Annotated in this window: 13 protein-coding genes, 5 tRNA genes and 1 riboswitch; of the genes, 12 read left to right on the top strand and 6 right to left on the bottom strand. The window is 59.7% G+C overall.

Annotation, left to right across the window (positions count from 1 at the left end; translation table 11 throughout):
* Positions 1–36: 36 nt before the first annotated feature.
* The 5 genes from QSJ80_RS03315 to QSJ80_RS03335 all read right to left on the bottom strand — a co-directional run bounded on the left by QSJ80_RS03315 (position 37) and on the right by QSJ80_RS03335 (position 4,730).
* The gene (locus tag QSJ80_RS03315) at positions 37–912 is read right to left on the bottom strand and encodes a choline/ethanolamine kinase family protein (protein WP_285762846.1); all 876 of its coding nucleotides are present in this window, start codon (positions 910–912) and stop codon (positions 37–39) included.
* 12 nt (positions 913–924) lie between these two features.
* A complete protein-coding gene (pnuC, locus tag QSJ80_RS03320) occupies positions 925–1,548 on the bottom strand; it encodes a nicotinamide riboside transporter PnuC (RefSeq protein WP_285762847.1) in 624 nt (207 codons plus the stop codon).
* The gene (locus QSJ80_RS03325; protein ID WP_285762848.1) at positions 1,541–1,804 is read right to left on the bottom strand and encodes a hypothetical protein; all 264 of its coding nucleotides are present in this window, start codon (positions 1,802–1,804) and stop codon (positions 1,541–1,543) included. The genes pnuC and QSJ80_RS03325 overlap by 8 nt, the downstream gene beginning before the upstream one ends.
* A gap of 157 nt (positions 1,805–1,961) precedes the next feature.
* Positions 1,962–4,109, bottom strand: coding sequence for a TonB-dependent receptor (locus tag QSJ80_RS03330; RefSeq protein WP_285762849.1), 2,148 nt, complete (start codon positions 4,107–4,109; stop codon positions 1,962–1,964).
* 58 nt (positions 4,110–4,167) lie between these two features.
* A riboswitch (TPP riboswitch) is annotated at positions 4,168–4,283 on the bottom strand.
* A gap of 57 nt (positions 4,284–4,340) precedes the next feature.
* Complete coding sequence (locus QSJ80_RS03335; RefSeq protein ID WP_285762850.1) at positions 4,341–4,730, bottom strand: thiol-disulfide oxidoreductase DCC family protein; 390 nt, start codon at positions 4,728–4,730, stop codon at positions 4,341–4,343.
* 143 nt (positions 4,731–4,873) lie between these two features.
* Here QSJ80_RS03335 and QSJ80_RS03340 point away from each other — a divergent pair, with 143 nt between their 5' ends.
* The 10 genes from QSJ80_RS03340 (at position 4,874) to QSJ80_RS03385 (ending at position 10,678) form a co-directional block, all read left to right on the top strand.
* On the top strand, positions 4,874–6,775 hold the full coding sequence (locus QSJ80_RS03340; protein WP_285762851.1) for a DUF3604 domain-containing protein: 1,902 nt from the start codon (positions 4,874–4,876) through the stop codon (positions 6,773–6,775).
* A gap of 259 nt (positions 6,776–7,034) precedes the next feature.
* A tRNA-Ile gene (locus tag QSJ80_RS03345) sits at positions 7,035–7,109 on the top strand.
* Positions 7,110–7,662: 553 nt separating this feature from the next.
* Positions 7,663–7,737: transfer RNA gene (locus tag QSJ80_RS03350), tRNA-Phe, on the top strand.
* A 3-nt stretch (positions 7,738–7,740) separates the two neighbouring features.
* Positions 7,741–7,815, top strand: a tRNA-Asn gene (locus QSJ80_RS03355).
* Between the two features lie 6 nt (positions 7,816–7,821).
* A tRNA-Cys gene (locus QSJ80_RS03360) sits at positions 7,822–7,897 on the top strand.
* Between the two features lie 49 nt (positions 7,898–7,946).
* Positions 7,947–8,240 (top strand): hypothetical protein, encoded by a 294-nt coding sequence (locus QSJ80_RS03365; RefSeq protein ID WP_285762852.1) that lies wholly within the window; start codon positions 7,947–7,949, stop codon positions 8,238–8,240.
* Positions 8,241–8,317: transfer RNA gene (locus QSJ80_RS03370), tRNA-Leu, on the top strand.
* Positions 8,318–8,358: 41 nt separating this feature from the next.
* A complete protein-coding gene (locus QSJ80_RS03375) occupies positions 8,359–9,579 on the top strand; it encodes an RtcB family protein (RefSeq protein WP_285762853.1) in 1,221 nt (406 codons plus the stop codon).
* A gap of 36 nt (positions 9,580–9,615) precedes the next feature.
* Positions 9,616–10,170 carry an HNH endonuclease gene (locus QSJ80_RS03380; RefSeq protein WP_285762854.1) on the top strand — a complete coding sequence of 185 codons (555 nt, stop codon included), beginning with the start codon at positions 9,616–9,618 and terminating at the stop codon, positions 10,168–10,170.
* A gap of 127 nt (positions 10,171–10,297) precedes the next feature.
* Entirely contained in the window at positions 10,298–10,678 is a 381-nt protein-coding gene (locus QSJ80_RS03385; RefSeq protein ID WP_285762855.1) for a YfeK family protein, read from the top strand.
* Between the two features lie 12 nt (positions 10,679–10,690).
* On the opposite strand, the gene ppnN is transcribed toward QSJ80_RS03385, so the two are convergent.
* Positions 10,691–12,073 (bottom strand): nucleotide 5'-monophosphate nucleosidase PpnN, encoded by a 1,383-nt coding sequence (ppnN, locus tag QSJ80_RS03390; protein ID WP_285762856.1) that lies wholly within the window; start codon positions 12,071–12,073, stop codon positions 10,691–10,693.
* 171 nt (positions 12,074–12,244) lie between these two features.
* Here ppnN and QSJ80_RS03395 point away from each other — a divergent pair, with 171 nt between their 5' ends.
* Both QSJ80_RS03395 and QSJ80_RS03400 read left to right on the top strand, forming a co-directional pair.
* Positions 12,245–12,940 carry an aspartate/glutamate racemase family protein gene (locus tag QSJ80_RS03395; protein WP_285762857.1) on the top strand — a complete coding sequence of 232 codons (696 nt, stop codon included), beginning with the start codon at positions 12,245–12,247 and terminating at the stop codon, positions 12,938–12,940.
* Positions 12,941–13,056: 116 nt separating this feature from the next.
* Positions 13,057–14,454 carry a selenium-binding protein SBP56-related protein gene (locus tag QSJ80_RS03400; protein WP_285762858.1) on the top strand — a complete coding sequence of 466 codons (1,398 nt, stop codon included), beginning with the start codon at positions 13,057–13,059 and terminating at the stop codon, positions 14,452–14,454.
* Positions 14,455–14,462: the final 8 nt, after the last annotated feature.

Consider the following 14,462-nt stretch of genomic DNA (forward strand, 5'->3'; position numbering starts at 1 on the left):
GCCAGGGCCATATCCCGGCAGTGCGGCCTGGAGTTGCTAGGGGGTAGATTGCATCAGGGTGCTTATCGTATCCAGCTGCCGCCTTATGGCTGCAAGGCTGTCCTGCCCGGGCATCGCACCGCGGTAATGCTGCACCGCATACCAGAGCACCGTCAGGTAGCGATACACCACACGCCAGTGGTGCAGGCGTTGGCGGTCATCGTACCCGACCTCGCGGCCGAGGTAGTGCCCGAGTAACTGTTGCCGCGCGGGTTCGGATAGCTGGTGTTCTTCCACAATCACCGCCAGCTCATAAAACGCATCCCCCATGGCAGCATATTCCCAGTCGACGGCGTAAAGGCCACCGCTGTTGGTGGCGATCAGGTTGGTGGCATTCAGGTCGTTATGGCAGAGCTTCGGGCCGCAACACAGCGATGCTGCCCTGTCGATATGTACCTCGGTGCTTTTTCTTATTCCCGACAGCGAGCTGGAAAATTCCGCATCGGTGTCAATCGCTTGCCAGTAGCGTTCAGCCTTGCTGCGAATATCCAGCTTCGCATCGATGGCGGGTAGCGCATGGATACCGCGCGCCAGTTCTGCCAGCTGCAGCAGGGTTGCGTTGTCCGCACGCGGGAATGGCTGACCTTCGAGGTATTCGGTCACCAGATATTTGTGCGCCGGGTCGGCGTGTACCAGTGGCGCACACAGCCCCGCACTGTCCGCTTCCTGTAGCGCCCTGATTTCGGCGACGCGGTCCAGGTCCAGTGCCGCACTGTTGGGCGAGTTTCGGCGCAGCACCAGCCTGCGCTCGCCGGCACTCAGTAGGTAGCTGCTGTTGGTCAGGCCGCCCGCGAGTGGCCGCAGCAGAGTGGGTTGCACACTGCTCCAGCGTTGCCAGTCGGCGGGGATAATGTCAGTGGGCTCGGCGGGCATTCTGCAAGATGCTCAGGCGGGTACCGCCTGGCCCTGACGGTAGCTGGCGTGCCAGCGGATAAATCCAAACACCACCAGCACCACATAAAACACAAACAGCAATGCCGTCAGGTAGAGTTCCCGGTCCAGGTACAGGTAGATAGACACGGCATCGATCACCAGCCAGTAGATCCAGTTCTCCAGTACCTTGCGCGTGACCATGTAGGTGGTCACCACCGCGCCCCAGGTGGTGAACGAATCCAGATACGGCAGTGCCGCATCGGTGGTGCTCTGCAGCAGGTAACCAAAGCCGAGTGTTAGGATGCCAACGCCGGCCAGTACCAGCAGGTGTGTCCTGAGCGGCCACACGTTGATTTCGAGTGTCTCGCCATTTTCATTCCGATGTTGCCATTGCCACCAGCCGTACACGGCCATCACCAGGTAGAACACCTGTAGCGCGGACTCCATCAGCAGGCTGACATCCCAGAACAGGAAGGTGTAAATCAGTGTGCTACCGAAGGCGGCATACCAGCAGCTGATTTTTTCCTGCATCGCCAGCACCAGGTAAGCCAGCGCCAGGATCACGGCCGCAACTTCCCACAGGGACATGGCGGCGGCCGCCGACGCGATGGCGCTAATGATCTGCTGGTCAAACATGTTCGGCTCCGGGACTGAGGTCGCCCTCGATAAACTTGCACACGAAAATGGCGCGGCCAAACTTTTCATAAGAGCGGCGTATTTCCGCCTTCATCACATCCATGACCAGGTCGTAGTCGCCGAACACCTGGGTACTCATGGTGTTGGTGAGTACGCGCAGGCCGGGGTGGGCATTGAGGCGATCGATGAAGTTCTGGATTGCGGGGATGTATTCATCCCGCAACGGGTATTTGCTGATTTCAACCGAGAGTTTCATAGGATTTCCAGATTCAGCCGGTAGAACATTAGGGTGCTTATTCAAAAACGCATGAATACTTCCCTGTAGCTCCGGCGCGCACGCCGAGGTGTCGGACCACCATGTGCGCGACGGTTTTGAATAAGACCCTAATGCGCTACCAGAATCTTAATATCTTTTAAAATGTATAGCTGCCAGACAGGCCCACTACGCGCGGCTCACCAAACTGGTAGTAGGCTTCCGGTGCATAGAAGTTGGCCGGGTTGTTGCCGAACTGGTTGCTGAAGTAAAAGCCGCGGGTGTAGTAATCCTCGTCGGTGAGGTTACGGCCCCACAGGGAGATGTCCCACTTGTCCGCGGTGTAAGTCAGGCGTGCATTCAGCAGCTCGTAGCTGGTGGACTTCTCGTTGTGGCTGTTGGAGTAATAGAACGCATCCTTGCCCTCCACTTCAACGCGCAGCGCGAGTTGCGGCAGCAGTGCGATTTCAGTGCCGGTAAAGAACTGGTAGTTGGGTGCATGTGCCAGGTCGCGGCCATCCAGGTCGACCGGCGCCAGGGTGATGCCGTTCCAGTCATCGCGGGCGTCGACGTGCGCGCTGCTGGTGAAGTCCTCGAACTCCGCATCAAGCCAGCCCGCCGCCGCAAACAGTCGCACGGCATCGGTTACGCGGTAATCCAGCTCGACTTCCACACCGGTGGTGTTGCCGCCGGCCGCGTTGGTGAGGTAGTCGTCAAAGGAGAAGTCGTTCGGGTCGAAGATGGACTGCTTCGCCTGTACATCGCTGCGGTCCTGCAGGAAGGCGGCAACCTGGGCCTGCAGGCGGCCGTCGAGCCACTGGCCCTTGAAGCCAAGTTCGTAGTTCAGCATGTGCTCGGTATCGAAGCCGAACACTTCGCTGCCGATGGCCGGGTTGGTGGCGGAGGCCGAAATGATGCGGCCGTTGACGCCGCCAGCCTTGTAGCCGCGGGAGACACCGGCATAAACCAGCGTGTTGTCTGCGGTGCGGTACTCGACGGTGATATCGCCGCCCCACAGGTTTTCATCGTTGCTGGAGTCCACTGCCAGGGAATCGGCGTAATCTGCATCGCGCTGCTCGAAACGCAGGCCGGTGATCAGGTCCAGGTTGTCACCCAGGCTCGTGCGCAGCTGGCCGTAGACGGCCGCATTGGCGGTTTCGAAGGTGCTGGTGAAAGTGCCCTGGCGGTTCAGCTGCTCTTCCTCATTGCGCAGGTAAATGCCGGCAACCCAGCTGCTGCGGTCATTGAACAGGCGTGAAGTTTCGGTGGATACCAGGCGCAGGTCGGCACTGACATTGTCCTTGTCACGCAGGTAGTTGTCGGTGGAGCTGTACTCCCACGGGTGGAAGCCGACGAAGGTCCAGTCCTCGTCGTAGCCGTACTCGGTGTCCGAGTTGGCGACGCTCAGTACAGACTCCAGGGTAAAGACGCTGTTGCCGGTCCAGGTGGCGGAGACAGAGCCGGCCAGGGTTTCCTGGCGGTCATGGCCCGGCTGGTCGGACAGGGTAGTGCGGGTATTTTCCAAGGAGAAGGCATCGTAGCCGTTGTCGATGTCGACATACAGCAGCGCCACGTCCAGCTGCAGGTCTGCAATCGGCTGGTAGCGCAGCTTGCCGCGCGCGGCGGCCTCATCGACGTTGTTGGTGTCGTCGCGGCCGAGGAACGCATTGTCGATATGGCCGTTGGACTGCTGGGTACGCGCCGCAAAACGATAGGCGAGCTGGTCGCTCAGGGGGCCGCTGACCGCCGCGGAGAACATGCGGCCATCGTAGTCGGCCAGTTCTGCAGAGACCCTTGCGGATGCCTCTGCCGTGGGCGCCGCGCTCTGCATGGAAACCAGGCCGGCCAGTGCATTGGCACCGTAGATGGTGCCCTGCGGGCCGCGCAATATCTCCACCTGCTCGATATCCAGAGTGCTGGCCGCAAGGCCCAGGCCGGTGAAATCGATGCCGTCGATCACCAGGCCCACAGACGGGTTGATCGGGTCGATAAACTGGCTGCGCTCGCCAATTCCGCGAATCTGGATAAAGCGCCCGCGCGAGGCGCCGGCGGAATAGTTGACGTTCGGCGCCAGGTTCAGCAGCTGGTCCAAGTTGGTGGCGCCGCGGGCTTCGATCGTATCCTGGTCGAATACGCTGATGCTGGTGGGGATATCGAGCAGGCCGGCTTCGCGGAACTGGCTGGTAACCACAACTTCTTCAAGGTTTTCCTGCTCGGGCGCGGTATCCGCGCTGGCCAGCCCGGCGGACAGGCTACTGGCGATGGTGACTGCCAGGGCAATCTGGTTCTTTTTATGCGTGAAAAGCATGGCTCTCTCTCTGTGTTCAGAAGAATGAAAGAGACCCGGAGCGCGACGATAGGAGGACTTCTTTGGATTTACCTATTCCTACGCCGGTATTAACCGGATCAGGTTCAAGGGTTTGCAGGCGGGACCGATCGGATCCCCGCGCATCTCAGGCCGAAGCCACCCCTTAGGTTTTGCGGGCGCGATGATACCAGAGCGGGACCTGTGGTGGAATCGCCCTGACCGCGCCTGGTGTCAGTCGTCCCTGTGGCAGTCGTCGCTGCTGCAGCGCTGCCTGCCGGTCAGCAGGCCTGCGAGGCGATGGCGATGTCGCGCAAACAGGCGGTACAGCGCCGGGCTGAAACGGCGTATGCCGGGCCAGCGCAACCAGCGCACCCAGTGCCCCTTCCCCACGCGCTCCCATGCCTCCACGGTGACATCGACCCCGGTGATGATCTGCCCGTCCGGCAGCTGCCCGTGCAGGATTGCCATGGCGGCGTCAGGGTCTACCTGTGGGTAATCCTCGCGGAAGGTGTCGCTGTTGATATCCACAAAGCGCACCTCGCCCGCGCTGTTCCAGCGTCGCAGGTGTTCGATCTCTTTCATACACAGCGGGCAGCGCCCGTCGTAAAACATCGTGAACATTCAGTGGAGCCGGTATCCGGAGTGGGGTCATTTCGAGTGTAGTCAGGTAAGCACAGGCGTCAGCCCCGGCAGGCCGGGGGCCGGCTAGACTTGCTGAAGCTCCGGTCATGGATCGACCGCAACCCCCAACGCGCAAGGAAACGATGAAAACACCGCTGTATTTACTGGTTACTGCCTCGCTCGCGGCACTCCCGCTTGCGCTACAGGCCTCTCCCTACGAGACCCAGAAAAAAGACAAGATGCAGGAGCGGGTCTATTCGCCCTATGCCGGTCGCGGCTATCCGGACCAGGTGCTGTTTGGCGATACCCACTTCCACACCCACCTGTCGTTCGACGCGGGCCTGATTGGCACCAAGCTCGATGTGGATGCGGCCTACCGCGGCGCGCGCGGCGAGGAGATCCTTTCCAATACCGGCCAGCGCTTCCAGTTGATCCGGCCACTGGATTTCCTGGTGATCACCGATCATGCGGAGATGATCGGCTTTGCGCCCATGCTGCGCGAGGGGCACCCGGCCTTGCTGGAGGATCCCTGGGGCAAGTCTGCTTACGAGCGCTTCAATTCCGGACTGGAGGGGCAGCAGGAGGTGTTCTCGGAAATTATCCAGAAAGGCACCATCGAGGGCGTGAACCCGCTGAGTTCGAACGACGCCACCGAGTCCATCTGGCAGGAATTCGTGGAGAAGGCCGACCAGTACAATGACCCGGGTCGCTTCACCGCCATGACCGGGTTCGAGTGGACCTCCACGCCCATGGGCGACAACCTGCACCGGGTGGTGATCTTTGCCGATGGCCACGACAAGACCGGCCGCACCATGCCCTACTCGATGTTCGACAGCCTCAACCCGGAAGACCTGTGGAAATACCTGGCCAATTACGAGGAAAAAACCGGTGGCCGCGCGATTGCGATCCCGCACAACGGCAACCTCAGTAACGGCCTGATGTTTAACGGCCTGGATTTCGACGGCAAGGCTATCACGGAAGATTACGCCAGGCGCCGGATCCGCTGGGAACCGCTGCACGAAATGTCGCAGATCAAGGGCGACGAGGAAACCCATCCCTACCTGTCGCCGGATGACGAGTTCGCGGACTTTGAAAACTGGGATGTCAGCAACCTCGCCGGCACAGCACCCAAGAAGGAAGAAATGCTGCGCGGCGAATATGCGCGCTCCGCACTTCGTATGGGGCTCGAGCTGCAAAAGCGCATCGGCGTGAATCCCTACAAGTTCGGCCTGATGGCGGCTACCGATACGCATACGGCGCTTGCCTCCAGTCGCGAGGAAAACTACTTCGGCAAATACCAGGCCACCGAACCTTCCCCGGACCGACACAACACCGAAGTGATCCCGGCAGACGATCCTGCGCTTAAAATCCTGACTTCCCAGGAGTCCGCTGCCGGCCTGACTGCGGTGTGGGCGCGGGAGAATACCCGGCGTGATATTTTCGATGCCATGCAACGCAAGGAAGTCTATGCCACTACCGGCACGCGTATCCGGGTGCGGGTCTTTGCGGGCTGGGATTTCGAGGAAGACGAGGTATCGCGCCCGGACTTTATCGACCAGGGTTACCAGCGCGGTGTGCCCATGGGTGGCGACCTCACGAAAGGGCCGGGCGGGGAAGCGCCCAAGTTTATGGTGCGGGCGCTGCGTGATCCCGATGGCGCCAATCTCGACCGCGTGCAGGTGATCAAGGGCTGGATCGATGCTGACGGCAAGACCCACGAACGCATCTTTGATGTGGCGGTTTCGGACGGGCGCAGGATCGGCCGCGATGGTCGCTGCAAGACGCCGGTGGGGTCCACAGTGGACCTGGAAAAGGCGACCTACACCAATACCATTGGCGAACCGGTGATGACGGCGTACTGGCAGGACCCGGACTTCGACCCGGCGCAGGCGGCGTTCTACTACGTACGCGTACTGGAAATCCCGACACCGCGCTGGACAACCCATGACGCGGCGTTCTTCAAGATTCCTCGTCCGGACCGGGTGCCGGCCACTACTCAGGACAGGGCTTACACCTCGCCGATCTGGTACACACCGGGCAAGTAGGCCTGAAATGTTACCGGGCTTGTTGCAATCCACCGGGAACAAATTACACTGCCTGCATTCATCAGGAAATGGCAATGAATAGAATTCAGAACCCCACAATGCATTTTTCAAAGATTTTACTGTGCAACGTAAATGCACAGCGCTTTGACGTGCGTGAGGAAATACTGATTTCCTGATGCCCCTCTGCGGGGCGCAAGCCCCGGTTATACCCTATTCCCAGGAACCCCGGATGGCTTGCCCTCCGGGGTTTTTTATTTCTGGCCCGATAGCTCACTGGTGAGAGCGGCCGCCTCATAAGCGGTCGGGCGCGGATCGTAACCGCGGCGGGCTACCAGATTATTGGAAAGTTTAACGTGCACAGGAGACGCACTTGGTAACCGGAATCGAGCGAGCACACTGACGAATGTTGATTCGTGAATGGCCATTAGCCCAGCTCTTTATGCGAGGAATATTGCAGGGTTACGCTCGGCCTCAAAAACGGTTTAAGCCTTTAAAAATAGGAATTTTTGTATAATTTAGGGATTGAAAAACCGGTTTTGGCTGTTACAGTTATCGACAGGTTTTGATTAAACAGCGCGGTCACTGCTGCGCATCCGTCAAGAGATAGAAAATGCAAACGCTCAGGAAACATATATCGCATCGCGCGCTGCCCAGTTTGGGACAGCAGTTATGCGCCTGGCGTTTTGCGCAGGAATTTGCGTGTGGATTCGGTATCCGCGCGAAAGGTAATGAGATGTTGATTACAGACGCAAATAAGATGTAGCCGATCGATTCCGGTCGGCTGCATGCCGACCGGAACTTTCGGAAACACCCGAAGACCCGGTTGGAAACCCCAGCCGGGTTTTTTTGTGGCTGGGGAAAATGGGAGACAGATTGATTTTCAGAATGCAGTGGTAGCTCAGGCAGTAGAGCGTCCGGTTGAAGCCCGGAAGGCGCTGGTGCGATGCCAGCCCGCTGCACCAAATTGGGAATTAGCTTAGTGGTAGAGCGCCTGGCTGTTAACCAGGAGGTCCTCGGTTCGAGCCCGAGATTCCCAGCCAAACCGTGTGTCCGTGGCCGAATGGTGAGGCGCTGGCCTGCAAAGTCAGTTTCATGTCGGTTCGACTCCGACCGGACACTCCAAAAATAAGCGACCATTTTAATTGGCAAAGAAACACAACGGAGGATTGTGATGCGCCTGGTAATTGGCAATACCGACCAACACGACTGCACCTTGCAAGTGGCGAGCTTCGCACTGGCAAAACGGCCCCTGCGCGAGCGCCCGGTGACGGTGTTGCAGGTGAGCCGGCCGGCGCCGTCACGTGATTCGCTGGTTTCGCTTCTGACATGGGCAGCCGAGCGTGCAGTACTGCCACAGCAGGTGGTGCTCAGCCAGGTTTCCACGGATACGCGATTGCGAGCGGCTAACTGGCTGCAGGCACGCGGCTATCGCAGCGCCGACCGGGTGAATTTCTTTCGGCTTTAAACCGCCGTGGCCCAATTGGCAGAGGCAGGAGCTTTAAGTCCTCCTAAGTGCAGGTTCGAGTCCTGCCGGCGGTACCAGATAATTTATTCCACAGGATGTGGAGTAACAGGGAAATACAATGACTCATTATCTTTTTGAACAGACTGACGGCCGGCCGATCAAGCACTGGACGCGCGGTGTGCAGGTCGAAGAAAAAGCGATGCAGCAACTGCACAACATCGCGAGCTTGCCGTTTATCCACCAGCATGTGGCGGCAATGCCAGACGTGCACTGGGGCATGGGGGCCACCATCGGTTCCGTGATTGCCACCAAAGGTGCCGTGGTGCCGGCAGCGGTAGGCGTGGATATCGGGTGCGGCATGATGGCCGTGCGCACAAGCCTGGACGCGAGTGACCTGCCTGACAACCTGCGTGAAATCCGCCATGCGATCGAGCGTGCGGTGCCGCATGGACGTACCGACAATGGCGGGCGCAATGACCGTGGTCGCTGGCGCAACCTGCCGGAGGCGCATGCGGCGCAGTGGCTACGCTTACAGGCCGGCTACGACGCCATCATTGCCAAACACCCGCAGGCGAGGTCGCACAACAATGCGCATCACATTGGCACCCTGGGCACGGGTAACCATTTTATCGAGCTGTGCCTGGATGAGGCAGACCGCCTGTGGGTGATGCTGCATTCCGGATCACGCGGTGCCGGCAACCGCATCGGTATGTATTTTATCGAGCAGGCACGCCGCGAGATGGAGCGTTATCACATTGAAGCTTACCTGCCCGACCGGGATCTCGCATACCTGGTCGAGCATACCGAACTGTTCGATGACTATGTCGAAGCGGTGAGCTGGGCGCAGGCCTACGCGCTGGCCAACCGGGAATTGATGATGGCTGCAGTACTGCAGGCCCTGACAAGGTTTCTGCCAGCATTTTCCACGGACGAGCTGGCGGTGAACTGTCATCACAACTACATCGCGCAGGAGCACCATTACGGCGCCAACGTGTGGGTTACGCGCAAGGGTGCAGTGCGCGCGGGTACGGGCGACCTCGGCATTATTCCGGGTTCCATGGGTACGGGGTCGTTCATCGTGCGGGGCAAGGGCAATACCGATGCATTTTGCTCCTGCTCCCACGGGGCCGGCAGGGCGATGTCCCGGGGCGCCGCAAAAAAAGCGATTTCGATGGAAGACCATGCAATCGCCATGCAGGGTATCGAGGCGCGCCTGGATAAGGATGTGCTCGATGAAAGTCCCGCGGCGTACAAGGACATCAGCGCGGTAATGGCTGCGCAGGAAGACCTGATTGAGGTGGTGCACCAGTTGCGACAGGTGGTGAATGTAAAAGGATAAAGCCGGCCTGGTGCCGGCGTTACGAGGAACGAGACAATGGCACGGGTTCTTTATCTCGACGCGGCAGGACTGCCGCAACGCTGGATCAGCCGTGAAGATGCAGCAATTCATTATGCCAAGGACAACGTCCTGTGGGCGCTCGGCGATTGCCGTGACCTGCGTGGTGGCTGGAAACGCAATGGCGAACGCAGCTGCCTGTCTATCGCGCCGGTGATCGCCGGCCGTGAGGCGAGCAAGGCACCGCCCAAACAGGTAGCGCTGACCAATGCCAACCTGTTCGCGCGGGACCGGTTTCACTGCCTCTACTGCGGGCAGGTATTCGCTACCGCCCAGTTGACCCGCGATCACATAGTCCCGCGTGCGCAGGGTGGCCGGGATCGCTGGGAAAACGTCGCGGCTGCGTGCCGGGGCTGCAACCAGGTGAAGGCGGCGCGTACACCGGAACAGGCGGGTATGCCACTGCTGATGGTGCCGTTTCGGCCCAATGTCTATGAAGGCCTGATCCTGCAGAATCGGCGTATTCTCGTCGATCAGTGGGACTACCTGGCAAGGGGCCTGAGCGACCACAGGCAATGGGAGCGCGCCTGCTGAGGCGCGCTCTTATTTGCATAGTGCCAGAGCGGCAGTGCGGGCTGTAGCTGGACTGGCGGTAACTGGACTGGCTGTGGCTCGATTTGTCGCTAGACTGGATGGAGGCGCGCAGGTTTGCGGGGGAAGTATGTATCTGAAAAAACTGCTGCTGGCACTGCTGCTCGTAGTGCCGGGCACATTGCCGCTGGCAAGCCTGGCGGAGGAGCCGGATGCCGCGGTGCAGCGGGAAATAGACCATCTTCTCGGATTTGTTCACGCATCCACCTGCGATTTCTACCGCAATGGCAAATGGTACCCGGCCAGCGAGGCGCTGGAGCATATCCGCATGAAGTACCGCTACGTGCAGAAGCGCGGCCTGGTAAAAAGCGCTGAGGACTTTATCAACTACGCGGCCTCCGAGAGCAGTATCTCCGGCAAGCCCTACAAGGTGCGCTGCGGCGATGCAAAGGAGATCCTGAGCTCGGACTGGTTGCTGTTGGAGCTGAGAAACTTTCGCAATACGCGATAGTGCCAGGCCGGTCTAGGCCGTCTCACCGGAAATGATCCGGTAACAGGGGTTATACACCTTGCCCGGCAGCTTCATGCGATGTTGTTCCACGAATGAGCGCAGCAATATATCCATGCTGTGCATCAGTTGTTTCTCGCCATGCAATTCATAGCAGCCGTGCTTCTCCACCTCGCGGATGCCCTCATCCTTCACGTTCCCGGACACGATGCCTGAGAATGCGCGGCGCAGGTTGGCAGCCAGCAGGTGCGGCGCCTGGTTGGTGTGCAGTGCAAGCTCGCGCATGTTCTTGTGTGTGGGCGCGAACGGTCGCTGGAATTCCGGCGAGATCTTCAGCTGCCAGTTGAAGTAGTAGGCATCGCCGGTAGCCTTGCGGTATTCCTGTACTTTCTCTACGCCGATGGCCATCTGCCGCGCCACTTCCACCGGATCGTCAATAATGATCTGGTAGCGCGATCGCGCCGCGTCGCCCAGTGTGCTGGCAATGAACTGGTCGATACGGATGAAGTATTCTGCGGCGCTGGCGGGTCCGGTGAAAATCAGCGGGAATGGCTGCTCACGGTTTTCTTCCTGTAGCAGGATGCCCAGCAGGTAGAGAATTTCCTCCGCGGTACCGGCGCCGCCCGGGAACACCAGCACGCCGTGGCCGGTGCGCACAAAAGCTTCCAGGCGCTTTTCGATATCCGGCATGATCACCAGTTCGTTTACGATAGGATTGGGTGCCTCGGCGGCGATGATGCCGGGCTCGGTGATCCCCAGGTACTGGCCGTCCCGTACCCGCTGTTTGGCGTGGCCGATGGTGGCGCCTTTCATGGGGCCCTTCATGGCGCCGGGGCCGCAGCCGGTGCAAATATCCAGGTGGCGCAGGGCCAGCTCGTAACCGACTTTCTTGGTGTAATCGTATTCCTCGCGCGAGATGGAATGGCCGCCCCAGCAGACCACGAGCCTGGGATGGCGCGATTGCTCGAAAGTGCCGGCATTGCGCAGTATGTGGAATACGGCATCGGTCACGCCCTGGGGAGATACCAGGTCGTAGCGCGGGTCACCGGTGATCTCGCTACTGACGTAAATAATGTCGCGCAATACGGCAAACAGGTGCTCCGCGATGCCGCGAATCATCTTGCCGTCCACAAAGGCGCTGGCCGGTGCATTCTTTACCGACAGCTTAACCGCGCGTTCTGTAGGGATGACGGAGATATCGAAGTCCGCGTACTTCTCCAGCAGCTCCTTGCCGTCGTCCATGTAATTGCCGCAGTTGAGTACCGCCAGCGAACAGTTGCGGAACAGCTGGTATTGCGGGCCGCGGCTGTCATCGGTGAGCTTGTTGATTTCATACTTGGACAGTATGTCGAGCTGCCCCGGTGGTGAAATCTGGGCGTCAATCAGGTCTTCAGGCATGCGTACCCCCGTCACGTAAATCCTTCTAACATCCGTGAACTTTCTCACGACCTTTTCCTGAGCCTACACCCGCCCTATGCCCAAGTAAACCGGTGACGCGGCTTGCCACAATCGCGCATAATCGATGCATTGACGCATTCAAGTCTGTACAGATTCTGGAAGGGGCGCGCTATGCAAGTGATCGGTCTGCTCGGTGGCATGAGCTGGGAAAGCACCGCAACCTATTATCGCCGGGTGAATGAGCAGGTGAAGGCATCACTCGGTGGCCTGCATTCCGCCCAGGTCGCGCTGTACAGCGTCGACTTCGAGCCGATCGAAAAACTGCAACACGCCGGGGACTGGGAGGCGGCCGGAGCGCTGCTGGTTACTGCGGCAAGGCGCGTCGAGTCGGCAGGCGCGGACTTTCTGTTGATCTGCACCAACACCATGCACAAGCTGGCGGACCGTATTGAGGCTTCGCTGGATATCCCGCTGCTGCATATTGCGGATGCAACCGCGGAGGTGATCCGTGAGCACGGGTTTACCCGGGTGGGCCTGCTGGGCACCGCATTCACCATGGAACAGGATTTTTATCGCGGCCGGCTGCAAAACCGGTTTGGTATCGATGTGATCGTGCCTGGCGCTGATGAGCGCAAACTGGTGCATGATGTGATTTACGATGAGCTCTGCCTAGGCCGCATTCACGCGGCGTCTAAGGCTGTGTACCTGCGCATTATCGAGTCCCTGCGTGAGCAGGGCGCGGAAGCCGTGATTCTGGGTTGCACCGAAATCGGCCTGCTGGTGCGGCCAGGCGATACCGATCTGCCTCTGCTCGATACCGTCGAGATTCATGCGCAGGCCGCCGTTGCACGGGCCCTGTCCCGGTAGCGCGTATTTCACCGGGGACTGGCAGGCGAGTAGACGTGCCTGCCCGCCCGGCAGGCCCGTGAAAGCGCAGGCTCACTATAATTCCTGTTTTCACATCGCCTGCAGCGAGGCCTTCTATGGCACTCTGGAAACCGGACCCGTCTTTTTATCCATCCGCAAAAATGGCCATGCAGGCCCCGCCCGAAAGGCACGCCTATGTGGCGGCGCTGAACCATGGCCGCAATGACAAACCGGATGCCATCTGTGTGGTGGACCTGGATGTCGTTTCGCCGACCTACGGCCAGCTGGTGTATACGCTGGAATTGCCCAACGTGGGCGACGAGCTGCATCACTTCAGCTGGAATGCCTGCAGTTCTGCGCTTTGCCCGCAGGCCCCGCATCCGCACCTGGAGCGGCGCTACCTGATCGTGCCGGGTATGCGCAGTTCGCGTTTGTACATCATCGATACCAGGCCGGATCCACGCGCGCCGAAGATCACCAAAGTGATCGAACCGGAGGATGTGATGGCTCGTTCCGGCTACAGCCGCCCGCACACCATCCATTGCGGTCCGGATGCGATCTATATCAGTGCGCTGGGCTCCGCCAATGGTGATGATGGCCCCGGTGGTATTTTCCTGATGGATCATTTCAGCTTTGAGGTAATCGGGCCCTGGGAAATACATCGCGGCGACCAGCAGCTGGCGTACGACTTCTGGTGGCACCTGGCCGAGGACGTGCTGATCAGCAGCGAGTGGGCAAAGCCGGGCCAGTTTGAAGATGGCCTGGTACCGGCAGACCTGCTCGGCAATCAATACGGGCACCGGATACACTTCTGGGACCTGCGCAGGCGCAAACTGTTGCAGAGCGTGGATATCGGCGCGCAACACCAGATGCTGCTGGAGCTGCGGCCAGCGCACGACCCGCGCAAGAATTACGGCTTCGCGGGGGTGGTGGTGAGTACCGAAGACCTGTCCGCATCCATCTGGATGTGGCACCAGCAGGATGGTGACTGGCGCATGCGCAAGGTGATCGAGATCCCGGCCGTTGAGGCAGATCCAGACCAGTTGCCGCCACTGCTGAAGGATTTCGGCGCGGTGCCGCCACTGGTTACCGACATTGACCTGTCGCTGGATGACCGCTTCCTGTATGTGTCCTGCTGGGGCCTGGGCGAACTGCATCAATATGATGTGAGCGATCCGCTGGTGCCGAAGCTCACCGGCAAGGTGCAGATCGGCGGCATCATCAACAAGACCCCGCACCCACAGTCCGCGGGGCCGCTGCTGGGCGGGCCCCAGATGGTGGAAATCAGCCGCGATGGCAAGCGCGTGTACTTTACCAATTCCCTCTACAGCACCTGGGATGATCAGTTCTATCCGGAGCGCATGGGGGGCTGGATGGTAAAGGTGGATGTGCACCAGGACGGTGGTATGGCACTGGACCCGGATTTCTTTATCGACTTCGGTGAAACCCGGGTGCATCAGGTGCGCCTGGAAGGCGGAGACTCTTCCACCGATTCCTTCTGCTACCCCTCCTGAGCGTGTGG

Source organism: Biformimicrobium ophioploci (assembly GCF_030270605.1).
Taxonomy (GTDB): domain Bacteria; phylum Pseudomonadota; class Gammaproteobacteria; order Pseudomonadales; family Cellvibrionaceae; genus Biformimicrobium; species Biformimicrobium ophioploci.